We start from the raw sequence: 19,457 nt of genomic DNA on the forward strand, positions 1-19,457 counted from the left end.
ATAACCAATCTATTGATGACCTAGACTAGCAAATTTTTACGACATTGCTGTCACAATTTGCAAAAACTTATCTGCACCTAATAAAAAACCACCAACGATAACGCGGGTGGTTTGTACGACTGCGCTCATAGGCAGTGAGATCAATATAAAACGTCATGAAAAAACAGTAGTTGTATGGAAAAGATGATATCGAAGCCGATGACTGGTAGAATAAGGTTGTTATTAGCTTAGTATAATTCGAAACCATAGGATACGAGCTAAAACAGTATACTTAGTTCATGGTATACGATTGACATCCTATCGGATTTATAGTGGATTGATTATAATGTAGCGTCAGTGATTCACTTTTAGGCAATTTTGCACCGACCGTTAACGTGTTGCCTTTAAATGCTTTTTTCGTGAATATTATTAAAAGAAAATGTCTGACCTGTCTTAAAAATTTCTAAGAAGCTACATATGAAGTACTTGTTCTAACCATATCATAGATTATTGCATAGTATCATTGACGCATATTCAACACTATATTTGAGCTTTATTATTAACTACAGCCTAAAGGAAGATCTAACTAAAATGTCAAAAATTATTTATACAAAAACTGACGAAGCCCCAGCGCTGGCGACTCTGTCGTTCTTACCTATTGTCGAAGCATTCACTAAAACAGCAGGCGTTGAAGTTGAAACCAGCGACATCTCTGTTGCAGCGCGTATATTGGCCGAATTCCCTGAATACTTGACCGAAGAGCAACGTGTTCCTGACAACTTAGCTGAGCTAGGTCGTCTGACTCAAGATCCAAATACCAACATCATTAAACTGCCAAACATCAGTGCTTCTGTACAGCAGTTAAAAGCTGCTATCAAAGAGCTACAGAGCAAAGGCTATGCCATCCCTAACTTCCCAGAAGACCCACAAACTGACGAAGAAAAAGAGCTGCGCAAGCGCTATGGCAAAAGCTTAGGCAGTTCAGTGAACCCAGTACTGCGTGAAGGTAACTCAGATCGCCGCGCTCCTAAAGCAGTTAAAAACTATGCACGCAAGCATCCACACTCTATGGGTGAGTGGAAGCAATGGTCAAGCACGCACGTATCACACATGCATGGCGGCGACTTCTACGATGGCGAGCAATCTATGACATTAGATAAAGCTCGTACAGTACGTATGGAGTTGTTACTTGATGACGGTACTCAAAAAGTATTAAAGCCTAAAATTGCTTTGCTTGATAAAGAAGTCATCGATCTGATGGTCATGAGCAAAAAGGCATTATTAGAGTTTTATGAGCGTGAAATGGAAGATTGCCGCGAAGCTGGTATCTTGTTCTCATTGCACGTAAAAGCAACCATGATGAAGGTCTCGCATCCTATCGTCTTTGGGCATGCGGTTAGAATCTACTACAAAGAAGCCTTTGAAAAACATGGTGCATTCTTTGACGAGCTAGGTATCAACGTCAACAACGGTATGGCAGATCTATATGACAAGATCTCAACGCTACCAGCTTCAAAGCGTGAAGAGATTGAGCGTGATTTACATGCGTGTCAAGAGCATCGCCCACGTCTGGCGATGGTTGACTCTTCAAAAGGTATCACCAACTTCCATTCACCAAGTGATGTAATCGTTGATGCTTCTATGCCAGCGATGATTCGTTCAGGTGGTAAAATGTGGGGCGCTGATGGCAAAATGTATGACTGTAAAGCAGTGATGCCAGAGTCTACCTTTGCCCGCATTTACCAAGAAATGATTAACTTCTGTAAATGGCATGGTAACTTTGATCCAAAAACAATGGGCACCGTTCCTAACGTTGGCCTAATGGCTCAAAAAGCTGAAGAGTATGGCTCGCACGACAAGACTTTTGAGTCTAGCGATGCTGGTATTGCACGTATCGTCGATATTGATACTGATGAAGTATTACTCGAAAAACGTGTTGAGAAAGGTGATATCTGGCGCATGTGTCAGGTTAAAGATGAGCCTATCCAAGACTGGGTAAAACTTGCCGTACGCCGTGCTCGTGAATCAGATACACCTGTAATTTTCTGGTTAGACCCTTACCGTCCACATGAGAACGAGCTAATCAAAAAAGTTAGAACCTATCTAAAAGATCATGATACTACTGGCTTACATATCGAGATTATGTCTCAGGTTCGTGCGATGCGTTATACGCTAGAGCGCGTTGCTCGTGGTCTAGATACTATCTCTGCGACCGGTAACATCCTACGCGATTACCTAACTGACTTGTTCCCTATCCTAGAGCTAGGTACCAGTGCCAAGATGCTATCAGTTGTACCACTAATGAAAGGCGGCGGTTTGTTTGAAACTGGCGCTGGTGGTTCTGCACCGAAGCACGTTCAGCAGCTGACAGAAGAGAACCATCTACGTTGGGATTCACTTGGTGAGTTCTTGGCCTTGACGGTATCTTTGGAGCATCTAGCAAACAACGACAACAATGCTAAAGCTCAAATCTTGGCAGACACGCTAGATACAGCAACAGAGAAACTGCTACTAAACGATAAGTCGCCATCACGTAAAACTGGCGAGCTCGACAACCGTGGTAGCCACTTCTATCTAGCAATGTACTGGGCAGAAGAGCTTGCAGCGCAAGATAAAGATAGCGAGCTAAAAGCGCAATTTACACCATTCGCGCAAAAGCTAAAAGAGAACGAAGCAGCCATCGTTAAAGAACTTAACCAAGCTCAAGGCAAGCCAGTAGACATTAAAGGCTACTACTATGCTGATGAAGAATTGGCTAAGAAAGCAATGCGTCCAAGCGCTTTGTTTAACGAGACATTGGCATCGCTATAATTTTAAGCAACTGCTCTTAAACAATTAAGCCTAATCTCTTTTGGTTTTTATACCCAGAAGCGATTATGCGAGTTTAAGTCTTAGTAAAAAACACCTCAACCGTCTTAGAACATTGAGGTGTTTTTTTATGTTTTCTAAAATCTTTATAAAGAGTGAAATAATAAAAGCCGCCTATATAAATAGGTGGCTTTTAATACATAGTAATAAAATAGAATGCTGAGAGCTGAAGTAGTCTTAGGCTTCCATATGCTTAATAATCGCCTTACCAAACTCAGAAGTACTCAGTAAGGTAGCATCTGGCATCAGACGCTCAAAATCATATGTGACTGTTTTATTGGCAATCGCACCTTGGATACCGCTAATGACAAGATCAGCTGCTTCCGTCCAACCCATATCACGAAGCATCATCTCAGCAGACAATATCAATGAGCCTGGATTTACTTTATTCTGACCAGCGTACTTGGGCGCAGTACCGTGCGTCGCTTCATAAACAGCGATCGCGCCGCCTTTGTTTGCACCAGGCGCGATACCAATACCGCCTACTTCAGCCGCCAATGCATCAGAGATATAGTCACCGTTTAGATTAAGCGTTGCTACTACAGAATAGTCTGCGGGACGCATCAAAATCTGCTGCAAAAACGCATCAGCGATGACGTCTTTAATAATATCATTACCTGTTTTTGGATTTTTCATAGTCATCCATGGACCGCCATCTAATAACTCTGCACCAAAACGCTCTGCCGCTAGCTCATAGCCCCAATCCTTGAATGCGCCTTCAGTAAACTTCATGATATTGCCTTTATGCACTAGGGTCACATTTGGCAAATCATTATCAATGGCATGCTGAATCGCTTTGCGTACTAAGCGCTGAGAGCCTTCTTTTGAGACAGGCTTGATACCGATGCCGCAGTCTTCAGGGAAGCGAATACTGGTCACACCCATCTCATCTCTTCAGAAATTGATAACTTTTTTGGCATCATCGCTGCCCGCTTTCCACTCGATACCCGTGTAGATGTCTTCTGTGTTTTCACGGAAGATAACCATATTGGTCAGCTCTGGATGCTGTACTGGACTTGGCACGCCCTCAAACCAGCGTACTGGGCGTTGACAGACATACAAGTCAAGGTTTTGGCGTACTGCGACGTTTAACGAGCTAAAGCCACCACCCACTGGTGTGGTCAATGGACCCTTGATACTAATGACGTAGTCTTTTAGAATCTCTAGCGTCTCGCTTGGCAAATAGTCGCCGTCATATACTTTCGCTGCTTTTTCACCAAGATAAGTCTCCATCCAAATGATAGACTTCTTGCCGTGATACGCTTTATCAACCGCTGCATTGACTACTTTTATCATGACAGGCGTGATATCTACACCGATCCCATCACCTTCCACAAACGGAATAATCGGATGGTTGGGAACATTTAATGTTAGATCTGCGTTTACGGTCACTTTTTCGCCGTCTCTTGGCACGATAACCTTATCATATGATATCGATGATACTCCTTGGTTGTATGTTGGACGTCGCAAGCGAACTTAACACTTTGTTATGCTAACCGTTTTATTATAGTGGTAACGCTTTGGGCGCTTATCGGCTAAGCAAGGCTTTGATGAGTACGACACTTGCGGCATTGATTTGAACAATATGAAAAATAGCTCGAAGCTAAAAAAATTAAAATAGAGACCCAAACAAGGATTGCCGCTTACAGATAGTAGATATTTCTCTATTAAGAATATAAATACCACTATCAGAATGCGGATTTAGGATAACAGCAAATTCATACAAGCGCTGTCCTACTTTTGTAGCAGGTCATGTGGCATACAGCACATTAAATATATCGCCTTTAGTCTTGTTGCTTAATACTAGCTCTGCATCACAAAACATACGCTACAATGATTCATTGTCCATCAAAAACTAGGAAACACCTTTTTATGTCTACTTCTAGTCTCATCTTATTCAATAAGCCTTACGGCGTGCAAAGTCAGTTTAGAGATGATAGTAACAACGACCACACCACCCTATCGCAATACTTTACCGATAAGGCTTTGCGAGTTGCTGGTCGGTTAGATGCTACTTCAGAGGGCTTGCTGATTTTGACCGATGATGGTCGAGTTAATAAAGCAATTACTCATCCGCCAAAAGCCAATGCAGGGCGCAAACAAGGTAAAACTTATTTAGTGCAAGTAGAAGGAACCCCTACTGCTGAGCAACTCAATAAGCTCAAACGTGGCGTGGTTTTAAAAGATGGTAAAACGCTACCTGCTGAGGTCAAACACGTCAGTGAAAATGAGCTACCGATGGTACTCTGGCAGCGCAATCCGCCAATACGTGAGCGTAAAAGCGTACCGGACTCATGGCTAATGCTGACAATATATGAAGGTAAAAATCGCCAAGTTAGACGTATGACAGCGCATGTCGGTCTGCCTTGTCTGCGTTTGATACGTTGGTCAGTGGCAGGATTTGAGCTAGGTGAGTTAGCTGTTGGAGAGTTTGTACGCGTTCATCTAACTAGCGAACACTGTCGTCAGCTAGGTATTTCTAGCTAGTTTAGATAGTTTTAAGTTTATATATTGTTGATTAGTTCACACTGTTTGGCTATTTAGCTGTTTAGCCCCTAATATAAAGCTCTGACACTAATATATTACGACCTGTTAAACATAGTGTCTCGAATGGGTAAGGTTTATCTGCTAACATTCAGCACGTAATTGATTATGTATAATAGGTATTATCCATTTATCGTTTGGTTTTTTCGCAATAGGGATATGTCATGATTGCTTCTCGTCGTTTTCTTTCGTTGGTCACTAGCATTTCTGCGGCGCTTGTATTGAGCGCCTGTCAGCCAACGACTGAGGACAACCAATCAAATCCTGCGGAAGAAACCTCACCGCCCGTGACTGATATGCCACATGCTGAGCATGACGGTATGGCAGATGATACTCTAACAAATGATAGCGATAGCAGTGTCAGTGATGAGTCTCAAATGAGCGATATGCTCAGAGACTATACGAGATCGATGACTAGAATGCATGACGAGATGATGATTGGGATGAGGTATAACGATCCCGATACCGCTTTTGCTAAAGGCATGTTGGGACATCATCGCGGCGCGGTAGAGATGGCAAAAATAGAGCTCAAGTATGGTACTGATGAAGCGATGCGCCAACTTGCTCAAGATGTCATTACGGCCCAGCAAGCTGAAATCGATGTCTTAAACAAGTGGTTGGCTAGCCATCCTGATGCTGCCAAACCTAAGCCAAATACTGTGGCAATGCAGCAAGCATATGCTAAGAGCATGGAAAATATGCATGGCGAAATGACTTTGGGTGTGTCTGATCCCGTGCCTGATATGGCATTTGCACGCGGCATGCTACCGCATCATATTGCCGCTGTTGACATGGCAAAAGTTCAGCTTGAATATGGGACAGATGAAGAGATGCGTCAGTTGGCGCAAGACATCATTGATACCCAGCAAACTGAAATTGATATGATGAAAAATTGGATTGCTGCGCTTGAGGCTGCAAGTAGCAACGAAGACGATAGCTCTGTAGATGAAAATATTGATCCTAAAACTACCGATAATAAGAATCCAGATAACCCAGATAATCTAGACAACAGAGCTAAAGAGCAGTAAATGTATATCTTCTCGCCAACCTCTGACCTATCGAGCATTTAAGTTGCTTGGATATATCTACAATATTAAAAGTGATTTAAAAAAACCCTCTTCTAAACAGTATTGCTCGGAAGAGGGTTTTTTATATGGAAGGGTTTTTCGTATGGAAAGGTATTTTATATAGCATTGAGGCTATCGCTTCATAACATTAAGCCATGTCTCCCAACCTGCCTCACCTTTTAATTGCTCATTATCATTGTCTAGCGTCTTATCTTCTTTTGCTAAGCGTAGGCTTACTTTATGAGGAGGTACTGCTCCAGTCATGCTAATTGTCTCATCTCGCGACTTAACTTTGGTTGTCGGTTCGGGTTGAACCTGAACACACATCAGCTCATCACGACGGAATAAATAACATTCAACAGGATGCGCTATATTAACCAAGGCGGTAAGCTGTTTCGTATCCGCTTTGATGCCGTCAATCGCGATAATAACGTCATGTGCTGAAATACCAGCTTTAGCCGCAATACTATCTCGCATCACACGATTGACTTTGAGCCCAGCTAGCGTTTCGTTACATCGCATACCCCAAGGCACATGCTTGTCAGCCGTTTCTTTAGTATTCGCCTGTATTTTGACACCATTTGCAACTAGCAACGCTTCAATTGGCAGCTCTTCTACCCCGTTGACATAACGGCGTTCAAAATTCTCCCATTCTGCTAGCGGCATAAACTGCTCAATGACTGAGCCCATGTCAGCACTATTGATACCAATCCGCTTACTGTCGTTCTGCTTAGCTTGAGTATAAAAAGCTTTGACCACATCAAACAAACGATAACGACCATCACTATTTTTGAGTAAGATTAGATCCAGACATAGAGCTACCAACGCGCCTTTATTATAGTAGCTGATACCTGCGTTGCCTGTATTTTCATCGGTACGATACAGCTTAATCCAAGCATCAAAACTTGATTCTGCTACACTTTGATTACCACGCCCTGGGGTCTGATAATAGCGATTGATTTGCTCGGCTAGGAGACGCAGATAATTGGCTTTATCGATTACACCAGATGCTTGCAACATAAAATCATCGATATAAGACGTAAACCCTTCGAATACCCAAAGTAATGGCGTAAATGCCTCACGGCGTAAATCGACATCGATCATGACATCAGGACGTACCGTCTTAACCCACCATGAGTGAAAATACTCGTGACTACATAATCCTAAAAACCGCTGATAATCTGTACTTGGTAACTTTGGCTCATTGGTGCTTGGCAAGTCATTACGCGGGGTGATAAGGCTAGTAGAGTTGATATGCTCAAGCCCACCATAGTCTTGACCACTGGCAAAGGTCATAAACGTATAATCGTCAAATGGCGCATCGCCTAACCAATCTACGTAGGTCTGACAAATCTGAGTAATATCCTGCTGTAATCGACCTAGATTGGCATTCTGCTTGCCTGACAGGTAAAAGCTATGATGCAGCGTCTGGTGCTCATTATCATGAATAATAAAATCAAACTTTTCTTGTTCCGCGATTTCGAATGGATAGTCAATCAGCTCGTGATAATTGGCTGCCTGTAACTTATAAAGGTGCTGACTATTCGTTTGCTGACGGCCTTTTTGCTGCTGATCAACTTGCAGGTGCGTAGCGTCCAACCCACAAGCCAACAGTACTTTGCTACTTTCTTTGTCTGCAAAAAATGTATTAGGCACAATCAAGCTAACGTGAACAGGTGATTGCTCTTGCCCTTCGACGGCGAGCGCAAGTGAGGTGAAATTACCGTAAAGTCGTTGCTGATCGACGTAGGCCGTACGCACGGATAAATCATAGCAATAGACTTCGTACTCGACGATGACCCTCTGCCCTGCTTGCGCCGCTGGCAGCTGCCATGTGTTTTTGTCAATTTTTTGCGCGCGATAAGTCGCTGGTTGCTTGTTACTATCCGCTGTTTGAGCCCCTACTATTTGATAATGTACCGCAGTGATGTTTCGGGCAAACTCACGCATCAGATAACTGCCTGGTATCCACGCTGGTAACCAAAGCTGCGGAGCGTCGGATACTGCTGTAAAACTCAGTGAGACATCGACCAAATGCTCGTAGAAACGGGCAAAATCAAATTGATAGCTTATATCAGCTATCGTTTTAGCCTTAGTATCATCATGATTGGTTGAAACATTGCTCGCTAGTTGTTTAGTAGTGGTATTGGCAAATGCAGTCATCGTATCTCTCATCCTTATTTTTATAATTATGCTAGAAGTCTTGCTCTAAAAAAGCAACTCCCAAACCATGAATAGCCAATAGCTATAGAAAATAGCAGTTATTATTGTAAATTGTGGCATTAATTGGCATTTTTTATGTTTTTTGCCTTGAAAGTTATGTGGGCCATCTCAATTAAAGATGCTAACTGCTAAAGTTACTTTAATAAACTGATGATAATTGACTAATGACGTGGCCTTTTGGCTTGCAGATTGGCTTTTTTAGGTTTATTGCAACCGTATTTAATTTTTTACATAGATATATTTAGGATATTTTATGACTACTATCGCAAAAGACACTGCCGTCAAATTCAATTACACACTAAAAGACGACGAAGGCAATATCCTTGACCAGTCACCAGAAGGTCAGCCACTTGCTTATCTACATGGTCACAGCAACATTATCCCAGGCCTAGAAGCACAATTAGAAGGTAAGTCTGCTGGCGAAAAAGTTAATGCAGTCGTTGAACCTGCTGATGGCTACGGCGAATACCAAGAGCAAGCAGTACAACACGTACCACGTGACAACTTCCAAGGCGTTGATGACATTCAGCCTGGTATGCAGTTCCAGTCAGAAGCTGGCGGCCAAGTAATGTTGGTTACTGTGACTGCTGTAAACGATCAAGAAGTTACTGTTGATGCAAACCATCCATTGGCTGGCAAGCGTTTGACATTTGATGTTGAAATCCAAGAAGTACGTGCAGCAACTGAAGACGAACTAAACCATGGCCATGTACATGGTGCAGGTGGCGTTGAGCACTAATCTCTTTTAGAGTATAGTGAAAATAGTTAGATGATAAGTTATTAAATTTATTCTCTAATCTAAAAGGTCAGTAGCCGATAAGGTTACTGGCCTTTTTTATGCTTATCTCATGGTAAGTTTTGAATTAATGTAGATGTGCTCATCTATGAACTGACTACTAATTCCGTATACAGTGCTGCTCAATTTAAATACTATCTACTTAGAAAATCCGCCACAAAAATTACTAGTCTCCAGACGTAACAAAGCCGCATAACGACAAGCGTCATGCGGCTTTTATTACCAACCATCCATGTTAGCGTTACGTGATACCTAATCCCGGGGCATCTCATAACTGACAGGCATCCAGCCTTATCATCCTTAATCAGCAAACTACTTATCCCTAGTGCGACCTTTAAGATACCAATCCCTAGTATCAATGAACCGTTTCGTTCAATCGTGCCGTACAGTTATAGTCGCAGATTGACCCTTCGTTGGTAAGAGGTCTAAACGTCAATCTATGTAAGCATATGCTTACATAGATTACGTAACATTATAATAACTTCACATTATAGCTTCTCTTCAGGGCTAAGCATTGTCTTAGGTTCAGCGCTAAGCATCAAGTAAGCTGCCTCATTGATAAACGCTTCATCCTCTGGTAATTCTGGACGTTCAGCTGCTTTCATACGGCTACGTTCTTCAAATTTTGCATCCATCGCTGCTTGATAAGTATTCCAGTTAGAGTATGGACGCTCGCCAGTTGCGATAAGGCGCTTGTTTTCTGCTTCTAATGAGCGTTTCTCAATTAGCTGCATTTTAGCTCGGCGACTATTGATATCTAATCGAACAGGTTTCTTTTCATCATCCATGTTACGAATATCATTTAGCGTCGACAGATAAGTAAACTGCGGGTCTTTTTGTTGGCGAATCTTAGACTGTTGATTGAGCGTCGCCAATGTATCACTGGTAAACTTCCCTTCAGGCTTGTACGGCGCTGTTCTGATAGTGTCCCAAGGCAATGCTTTTTTCTGAGCGCGCTCGCCAAAGGTTGCATCATCATAGATATTGACTAGCTCAACGTCTGGTACGACACCTTTATTCTGTGTACTACCGCCAGTGACACGATAAAATTTACGCTGAGTCAAGGTGGCAGAGCCTAAAGCTAAGCTATCGAGCTGAATTTGCGCAGAGCCTTTACCAGTTGTCGTACTACCAACCACTAATCCGCGACCATAGTCTTGAATAGCAGCGGCAAAGATTTCACTGGCTGATGCCGATGCTAAGTTGGTAATAACCGACATTTTGCCATCATACAGCTGCTCGCCGCCATCGTTGTCGCGATATACTTGAATATTGCCGCGATTATCACGAATCTGTACTAGTGGTCCACTCTTGATAAAGAAACCTAGCATCTTGGCAACTTCATCTAATGAGCCACCAGGGTTATTGCGCAAATCAACCACTAGGCCATCGATATTTTGTTTGTTCAACTCTTTTAGCGCTTTTTCAGTATCGATACTGACGCTACGATAGTCTTCACCATTGCGACGCGCACGATAGTTTAAGTAAAAGCTTGGTATCTCAAGTACGCCAATACGCTTTGGTGTCTTATCAATATTAGGACGCTGCACTTCTACTACTCGCTGAGTGACGCCTGACTCTTCTTGCTGGATGATATCACGTACTACCGTGACTGTACGGGCGCTAGCATCTGGCGTATTAGGTTGACGTAATTTCAGTGTGACCGATGTACCGCGTTTACCACGAATCAAGCTGACAATTTCACGCGTTGACCAGCCAACTACGTCCGTCATGGTTTCGCCATCTTTTGCGATACCAACGATCAAATCATTGGGCTTGATTTGACCTGACTTAGCGGCTGGACCACCATCGACCAAAGTCACAATACGGGTATAGTCCGGATTTTTGCGATCTGGACGAATAGAGACACCAATACCCTCTAACTGAAGACTAGACTGGATTTGGAGTTCGGTCGCTTGAATCGGTGCATAGTAATTACTGTGCGGGTCATAAGTGAGCATCGCCGTATTTAAGATGGTTTCCATGATTTCATCATCTTTAAGACGCTTAAACTGCTCTTGTTGACGTGACAAACGATTTTGTAAAATTTCATTTGGTGTACGCTCATCGTTACGTACCAAGTCTTGCCCACGTGTGATATCTGGATTGCTTAAAAATACTTTCTCTTTGGCTTTTTCGTCTTCTTGACCGAGGGTAATGCTCATCAACTGGAACTTTAGCTGACGTTCCCAGTAATCGCGCTGCTCTTTTTTGGTTTTAAAATGGCCGAGTTTTTCGCGATCAAGAATGATTGTGTCGTTACCTGTCAAATCAATGTCTGTTTTGAGCATCTTGGTGGCCATCGCAAAGTACTCATTTGAGCGTTTGCGGTAACGATCAAACACCTCTACCCCTGCAGATAGATCACCTTGTTTTAGGCGAGCACCAAAGTCTTCAGCATGTTTTTTCTTCAGCTCATCGACATCAGATTGCAAAAACAACGTATGGTTTGGGTCAAGGCTATCAATATACATTGATAGGATTTCGCTACCAGTCTTGCTATCTAAAGGCTGATTGAGATAATGACTGCGATCCAGCAAGGCGGCTACTTGACGGGTGGTAACCTTTTGCTCAGGGGTCTGAACGAAACTGCCCGTATTGGTCTCGGCGACTGCAGTACCGTAGCTTTGGGTCAAGATAATACCGGCGATGCCCACTGACGCTGCACTGAGTAACCACTGTGCTGGTTGTTTTTTCATCATATGTACCTAGTTATTTGAAGTTAATAGTATTGGGTAATTCATCAGAATTAGAAATGCTCAAATCTGTTATGACCTATAAATGCTGTGTTTTATTCTTATACTTTATGCATCATTAAATACTGATATGTAGTCAAAAATCAATCAATATTATCACGCGCATAAATACTGAACTGTCTCAAACTGTATAAGCAATCTTACACGCTACCTCTGTACATACCAAACTTTCTATCACTTTTATCATACATAGTAATTGAGGGCTATCAACATTGATTTGATGACTAAACTTAAGGCTATTAGCAAATTGATTTGACCCTAATAATCTGCCACATTATGCTCAATTAATAATAACTGTCATAATAAGATATTTGAACAATGACTGATAAGTGATAAGACAGGCATAGTCAGTCACATTCATAATATAACCATATATAAAATAATAAGGATCACGCGATGTACGGCGTTTTAATGATAGATATCGATAGTACCGCTTTGACCGCTGAAGATGTCAGCTTGATTAAACAAGCACAGGTCGGTGGAGTAATATTGTTTGGTCGTAACGTCACAGATGCGGCCCAAGTCAGAGCACTATGCGACGATATACGTTATCACAATCAAGACATACTTATCGGTGTGGACCAAGAAGGTGGACGAGTCGCGAGGCTACGTGAAGGCTTCACGCCCCTACCTGCTATGGGTCGATTGGGTGAGCTATTCAATCAAGACCCAAGCCAAGCACTCAGCTGCGCCTACGATTGCGGTTATCTAATGGCGGCTGAAGTGCTGGCTGTAGGAATCGATTTGAGCTTTGCACCCGTACTGGATAGAGATGGTATTAGCCAAGTCATCGGTGATCGCAGCTTTCATCATGAGCCGCAAGCCATCACTGCGCTTGCAACACAGTTTATGCGCGGAATGAAAGCGGCTGGTATGGCAACCACTGGTAAACACTTCCCCGGTCATGGTGCCATCGCTCCTGACTCTCACGTATCAGAAGCCATTGATACGCGTAGCTTAGATGAAATCATCAATAGCGACATGCAACCTTTTGCTCAAACGCTACATAGTCTGGACGCTCTTATGCCAGCACATGTGATATTTTCGCAAGTAGACGACAAGCCAGCAGGTTTCTCCAAAATTTGGCTACAAGATATCATTCGAGATGAGCTTAAATTTGATGGGGTATTATTCTCTGATGATTTATCGATGGCAGGTGCAAAGGCGGCTGGTGATGTCAGTGCTCGCGTAAAAGCGGCCATTGATGCCGGTTGTGATATTGCCCTCGTATGCAACGACCGTGTGGCTGCTCATGAAGCTGCTAAAGCTGCGCAAGATTTGCCTTACCCTAACCAGCAACGTATCAAAACCATGCGCGGCAATATCCCAACATGGCAAGGCGATCTTGAGTCTACCTGCCAGCAATTTGAATACTGGCAGCAAGCCAAGCAAAATGTTACTCAGACTTTTTTTGATGCGCAAGCTGATGGTCAGACTGCTAAGGAATCAACAGATCCTACTCTGTATAAATAATAGCTTACTTCACTATCATCGAGCAGCATACAAAAAACCGCACCTTTATAAGATGCGGTTTTTGTCATTTAACTACTACTGCGTAGCTATAATCAAAATAAGAACAAATAGATTAATTGCTTGGGTCTACCGCAGTACCTTGGGTAGCATCATCGCCATCTGGTAACAAGTCATCATTATTACTATCTAATGGGTTCATATCTGGATCTAGGGAATCACTGTTTATCATCATGCCATCATTGGCGCTGACCACTTCGTCATTGACCATAAACTCGATACGGCGATTGCGGAAGCGACCTTGTTCGGTTGAATTGTCCGCGATTGGCTCTGATTCGCCCATGCCTTTGGTAGCTAATTTACTGGCATCAACTCCCTTAGACACTAGATATGCTTTCACTGACTCAGCACGCTCCTGAGACAGCTCCATATTATAGGTATCAGAGGCTTGACTATCTGTATGACCGACAATCATCAGCTTCATATCAGGTACGTTATTGATGATTTCTGCAGCACGGTCTAACAGCGCTTTATTGACTTCAGGTATAACCGCTTCATCTACTTGGAAGTTAATCACCTGAATACTCAAAGCGCGGGCAACATCACGTGGATCTGGGTTTTCACCAAGATTGGTCATCGCCACATCTGCAGCAGCCAGACTATCATCAATCTCACCTTGCAAGTCTAATGGACCTTCAGCTTGCACGGTCATGGCAGGAGCAGCTGCTTGTAAGTCAGCAACCAACTTATCCAATGCAGCTTTATCAGGAGCATTGACAGTGATGTTATCACCTTTAATAATCATACTCGCGTTCGGTACATTTTTAATAATTGGTAATATCGTTGCCAACTGAGCAGATGCTGGCATATCTACTGCAAAGTTATCATCAACATCAGCACGGCATTTATTGGCTTCATCACCAAATGCACCAGTCAAAGCGTTCATAACATTGGTTTGTAGTGTCTCATCACCCACGCTCATACGACAAGCATACAGCTCGCTATTTTCACCAGTTGCGATACTTAGTGATGCAGGCTCAATTGCGCCTGCAACCGCTAATGCCTCATTACCTTGCGCCCCTTGCTGTACTGTAGCCGCTGGCGTTGCTACAGGCTCAGGGTTTTCTTGACAGCCTCTGAGTAGTGCCCAAGCCAGTGCACCCAAGATAATCAAACCAATAATAGGTAGCAGCGCTTTCATAAAGTTCTCTTTTGGCTCTTCTTCTCTTTGTAATGGCGCTGTACTGGTGGTATCAGAAATAGGTGTACCAGCCGTAGAGGTGGCAGCGACCGCACTAGCAGGCAAAACAGTACCCGCCCATGCAGGGATATGATGCTGATAACTGTTCAGGTTGTCATTCAAAAATTGCGGAACGGGCGTGGTACCAGCCAAGCTTTTGATCTCATGAAAAGCCAATGGCGCTGCCATCGCAATCAAACCACGTGAGGCCGTTGCATCGACATTATGTTTGCCTGCTAATTCGCGAGAGATTTGGTCGCGGTGTGCCCCTTCTGTCCATACACGGTCATAAAAAGCATTGTCATCACGGGCAATGTTTTCATTGGCAAAGCGGCTAAAAGTATCATTGTCTGCAAGACGAGCAGCAAAAATGGCATAAAACTGTTCTAGTAGATTTTTCTTAGCTGGGCTACGGTCATCTTCCAATACGGCTGGGCTGACGGTGCGTGTCAAGTGGCTAATAATATCCATAATATGGCTCTCCCCTTAATTTTTATTTATATGATTCGTTTGCTCAAAAAGCAGCTATTTCATTCTTTTGTATTCAATCGTCATAGTAGTCATGGTGGCGATAAATCCATCAAACTACTTTATTTGGTTTTGATTATTATAAAATTCTTAAGCTGCTATTCACAGTCTGTACGTTGTTGTGCAAATGATACAGTAAGTAATGTTTCGGATGGCACACGTAACTATAGCCAAGCTACATGAAAAGATAGGCCATATAAAAAGACACGCCATACAAAACAGCGTGCCTTATAAAAACTACCTAACTTGAGCTGGTTCAGCAACGATAATCGTGTTTGCCATCTCATCCACTTCTGAAGGTGAGAAAGGGCCTGGCGGTCTGGTCGTTTGATTATTTGAAGGAAAGTTGTTGGGAATATTACTCGCGCCATTGGTAGGCAGATTGTTGGGCGCATTATTAAAACTGTTATTATTGTTAGGCAAAGGAGTTGGTATCACACGATCTCCAGTATCATCATCTGATGCTTGGTATTCGCCAGAGTTACTATTTACCCCATTATTATTGAGTTGATTATTAATCCCCGCCCCATCATCTACAAACTGGTTATTTGCGTTTGCCATGTTGTTCGTAGCATCACCAATATTGCTATTATCAGGCAACGGTAATGGTGCTGTACTCTCGACCACCATCGCTGGTGCTAAGTTGCGTACTTCTGTAACCAGTTTTTGCAGCAGCATATTGTCTGGCGCCTCCAGTGTGAGACGATCATTTTGCACATGCAAACGTGCAAATGGTGTTGATCTAAGCATCGTCAAGACATTGGACAGTATTTCGGCAGGCATATTAGCGATTGTGGTTGCTACCCCATCCTGTATGTTTAATTCACAAATACTTGCCTGCTCACCAAAGCTTGTATTGAGTGCCTGTTGCAACGTGCTTTGCAGTGCAGCATCGCCAACGGTCGCGCTACAAGTGTACAAGTTACCGCCGTTGTCTACACCGACAATAAGCTCAACAGGAGTCGTTGTTGGTACAGGAGGCACGGGTGCTGGCTGTGGTTCAACAGGTGCCGTGGCCACAGGCTCTACTGGTATTTCATTATTGGGTTTCACTAATAATGCCCATGCTGCTAGTGCAAGCGCAGCTAGAGCTACTATTAATAAAAACACACGTATTAGTAGATCGTTTCGTTGATTGCGAGTGCGTACTTGTGCATGCTTTAAATTACTATTTTCTGCCAAATGGTAGGCTGCTGGATTGGCATGAATAGCATCGCTATTGGCCATCGTATCGTTATCTAACGCTTCAGTGTTTGCACGCTCAGCAGTTGATATTTGCTCTATACTTTCTGCATCATTATTCGTTGTTGGTGTGTCTATGCCAGCTATGCCAGTAGCTAAAGTAGCGTCCTCAATTCTATTCGATATGTCGTCACTTACTGGCATATGTACTGGCACATAGTCATCATCTGAATTGAAACTTGTTTGTATTTGCTGACTAACGCTTTGAGGAGCCGTAATCACAGCGGTTGCCCAGATAGGTAAATATGGTCGTAAAGCAGCCTGTTTTTCTTGTAGAAATGCTGGCAAGAACTGCCCATTAGCCAATACTTTTAGCTCACGATATGCCAACGGGGTAGCGCTAATTAGTAATTGCTCAGTTGTCTGTTCATCAATGTGATGGGTAACTGCCAATTCTTGGAAAATCGTTTTTTGCAGGCTTTTATCTTGCCATATTTGTTCAAATAGAGGGCTTTCATTATTACTGCTAGTAATTACTTGATCAGTACGCAGCAACTGTGAGTAAACCTGTGGCACAGCTAGGCGCGCGGCCAAAACAGCATAAAACTGCTCAAGTAGATTGAAATAGGCGACATTATTGCTGTCATCATTACCCATTACAGCTGGGGTTACTGTTTGTTCTAGCTGGTCAATAATGTTCATATTCCACTGCCTCTATCAGCCTTATTTGAATGTGCAAAAACTAAGCACTTATTTTATTTTTATCTACATCATTTGGAAATGTTACTTTTTTATCTAAGGCCGTACTCGTAACTAGTCTAAGCATTACCTTAGTTATTGGTGTCTTCATTACCATCGCTCTAAAAGTTTCACTTATGTTGCATGGTACACTGCTACATTATTCACTATAACCGCATAAAAAAGCATCGTTTTGTCACACAATAGGTATTTGCGTTATCGCAACTACTGTTAGTATTAGTCTATTGCTAATGGTTAGTACTTAATACGGATCAGACGTCAAACTTATTTTTTACTCAGCCGTAACGCTTAGGCTTTGAATATTGTCATTTGTAGATTGTCATTTGTAACATTGTCACATATCAGGCACGGCCTAAGGATTTTCCTTTGTTAAACCATACGACGCTTATTATCATTATTACCGTTATTGTCAGCTTATTGGCTTGGCAAAACAAGACGCTATTTAATCGACTGATTTTTTACCCGCCAGCAGTCAACAATGGGCAATGGGATCGATTTGTGACCCATGGCTTTATTCATGCTGATAGTATGCATTTGCTCTTCAACATGTTTACTTTGTATTTCTTTGGACGTGCTATCGAAGGACTATATCAGCCGTTTTTATTAGGCTACGGTTTTGTGGTTTTTTATGTGTTGGCAATTATCGTTGCCATGATTCCAAGTTACGTGAAAAATAAGAACAACGCCAGTTATTTGAGTCTAGGCGCATCAGGCGGCGTATCGGCTGTGTTATTTGCTTTTATTCTGTTAGCACCATGGGAGAGGATTTATCTCTTTGCCGTGATTCCTATTCCTGCGATACTATTTGCCGTCGCTTATATATTTTATAGTATCTATGCGGATCGACGCGGTGGTTCAAATATCAATCATATGGCTCATATGTGGGGCGGCGCATTTGGCGTTATCGCCACGATCGTTTTGGAACCAAAAGTACTACCGCATTTTATCAATGCGTTGCTATCACCGGGATTTTAGACATTTTTACGTATAATAAAGCTAGCACTTTAAAGACTGCAATATTTTATGAGCTCTATTTTGCGCAGGGTACACTTCTACATTTGAGATTTAGTAATACATTATGATTATAGATATTATCGGTGATATACATGGTTATGCAGACAAGCTGGTCGGTCTGCTGCATCAGTTAGGCTATAAGCATAACGGTCAGCACTTCGTGCCACCAATAGGTCACAGGGCTTTGTTCATCGGCGATTTGATCGATCGTGGTTCACAGCAACTAGCTACACTGGAGATTGTCTTTGCGATGCTAGATGCCGATGTGGCCGATGCAGTGATGGGCAACCATGAATATAATGCTTTGGCATATGCCACGCGCGATCCTGATAATACTAGCCAGTATTTACGCTCGCACAATGATATCCATAGACGCCAACACGAGGCGTTTTTAGCAGAGATACCATTTGGCTCAGAGCAACATGAGTACTGGTTGCAGCGTTTATACGAAATTCCATTATGGATTGAGACCGACTACGCCTGTTTTGTACATGCTTGCTGGGATACAGATAGCATGGCAATACTAAAACCCCTTCTGACTGACGATAACTGTCTGACTCCAGCAGGTTTAATCGCGACGGCTAAAGAAGATACCATCGCCTTTGACGCTTTAGAGCGAGTACTAAAAGGGGTTGAAACAAGCTTACCTGATGGCATTGTGATGGTAGATAAAGAAGGTACTGAGCGTACACGAGTACGAGTACGCTGGTGGCTAGATGAGTTAAATACACGCACACTTCGTGAAGTGTCTCGTGCTCCATCGTCCGCGTTGGCGCAGATACCACCTGATGCGCTGGCTGAAAATATAGAATTTGCGCTAAAAACTCATAAACCTGTGTTCGTCGGGCATTATTGGCTCACTGGTACCCCTGAGCCACTCAGTCCACAAGTTGCCTGTACCGACTACTCTGCAGCAGTGGATAGCGGTTATTTGACCTGCTACCAGTTAGATACCGAACAACCATTACCATTGACGGCCAAGCATTTTGTTCAGCACTATCACGATGAAAAGCAAACATAAAATCGTGATA

11 protein-coding genes and 1 pseudogene are annotated in these 19,457 nt (G+C 42.9%); 7 read left to right on the top strand and 5 right to left on the bottom strand.

All coding sequences use genetic code 11. From position 1 onward, the window contains the following. Window positions 1-570 precede the first annotated feature (570 nt). Entirely contained in the window at window positions 571-2,790 is a 2,220-nt protein-coding gene (locus JMX63_RS01275; RefSeq protein ID WP_101205552.1) for an NADP-dependent isocitrate dehydrogenase, read from the top strand. Between the two features lie 234 nt (window positions 2,791-3,024). Here the strand turns inward: JMX63_RS01275 and icd are convergent. Continuing rightward, a pseudogene (gene icd, locus JMX63_RS01280) lies at window positions 3,025-4,281 on the bottom strand (NADP-dependent isocitrate dehydrogenase). Window positions 4,282-4,719: 438 nt separating this feature from the next. Here icd and JMX63_RS01285 point away from each other — a divergent pair. Both JMX63_RS01285 and copM read left to right on the top strand, forming a co-directional pair. Next, window positions 4,720-5,334 (top strand): pseudouridine synthase, encoded by a 615-nt coding sequence (locus tag JMX63_RS01285; protein WP_101205551.1) that lies wholly within the window; start codon window positions 4,720-4,722, stop codon window positions 5,332-5,334. 221 nt (window positions 5,335-5,555) lie between these two features. Continuing rightward, window positions 5,556-6,419 carry a CopM family metallochaperone gene (gene copM, locus JMX63_RS01290; RefSeq protein ID WP_101205550.1) on the top strand — a complete coding sequence of 288 codons (864 nt, stop codon included), beginning with the start codon at window positions 5,556-5,558 and terminating at the stop codon, window positions 6,417-6,419. 171 nt (window positions 6,420-6,590) lie between these two features. On the opposite strand, the gene JMX63_RS01295 is transcribed toward copM, so the two are convergent. Next, on the bottom strand, window positions 6,591-8,621 hold the full coding sequence (locus JMX63_RS01295; RefSeq protein ID WP_227673199.1) for a M61 family metallopeptidase: 2,031 nt from the start codon (window positions 8,619-8,621) through the stop codon (window positions 6,591-6,593). A 313-nt stretch (window positions 8,622-8,934) separates the two neighbouring features. Here JMX63_RS01295 and JMX63_RS01300 point away from each other — a divergent pair, with 313 nt between their 5' ends. After that, window positions 8,935-9,420, top strand: a complete 486-nt coding sequence (locus JMX63_RS01300) for an FKBP-type peptidyl-prolyl cis-trans isomerase (RefSeq protein WP_057758283.1) — start codon at window positions 8,935-8,937, stop codon at window positions 9,418-9,420. A 545-nt stretch (window positions 9,421-9,965) separates the two neighbouring features. On the opposite strand, the gene JMX63_RS01305 is transcribed toward JMX63_RS01300, so the two are convergent. After that, window positions 9,966-12,176 carry a carboxy terminal-processing peptidase gene (locus JMX63_RS01305; protein WP_102078101.1) on the bottom strand — a complete coding sequence of 737 codons (2,211 nt, stop codon included), beginning with the start codon at window positions 12,174-12,176 and terminating at the stop codon, window positions 9,966-9,968. 453 nt (window positions 12,177-12,629) lie between these two features. On the opposite strand from JMX63_RS01305, the gene nagZ reads away from it, so the two are divergent. Next, window positions 12,630-13,706, top strand: coding sequence for a beta-N-acetylhexosaminidase (nagZ, locus tag JMX63_RS01310; protein ID WP_101205547.1), 1,077 nt, complete (start codon window positions 12,630-12,632; stop codon window positions 13,704-13,706). Between the two features lie 112 nt (window positions 13,707-13,818). Here the strand turns inward: nagZ and JMX63_RS01315 are convergent, their stop codons facing one another. Both JMX63_RS01315 and JMX63_RS01320 read right to left on the bottom strand, forming a co-directional pair. After that, window positions 13,819-15,414: an OmpA family protein gene (locus JMX63_RS01315; RefSeq protein WP_101205546.1), complete on the bottom strand. Its 1,596-nt coding sequence runs from the start codon at window positions 15,412-15,414 to the stop codon at window positions 13,819-13,821. Window positions 15,415-15,708: 294 nt separating this feature from the next. Beyond that, window positions 15,709-17,355, bottom strand: coding sequence for a hypothetical protein (locus JMX63_RS01320; RefSeq protein ID WP_101205545.1), 1,647 nt, complete (start codon window positions 17,353-17,355; stop codon window positions 15,709-15,711). Window positions 17,356-17,778: 423 nt separating this feature from the next. Here JMX63_RS01320 and JMX63_RS01325 point away from each other — a divergent pair, with 423 nt between their 5' ends. Continuing rightward, window positions 17,779-18,387: a rhomboid family intramembrane serine protease gene (locus tag JMX63_RS01325; protein ID WP_101205544.1), complete on the top strand. Its 609-nt coding sequence runs from the start codon at window positions 17,779-17,781 to the stop codon at window positions 18,385-18,387. A gap of 103 nt (window positions 18,388-18,490) precedes the next feature. Then, window positions 18,491-19,447, top strand: a complete 957-nt coding sequence (locus JMX63_RS01330) for a metallophosphoesterase (RefSeq protein WP_101205543.1) — start codon at window positions 18,491-18,493, stop codon at window positions 19,445-19,447. The last annotated feature ends 10 nt before the right edge of the window (window positions 19,448-19,457 follow it).

The organism is Psychrobacter nivimaris, from assembly GCF_904846365.1.
Taxonomy (GTDB): Bacteria; Pseudomonadota; Gammaproteobacteria; order Pseudomonadales; family Moraxellaceae; genus Psychrobacter; species Psychrobacter nivimaris_B.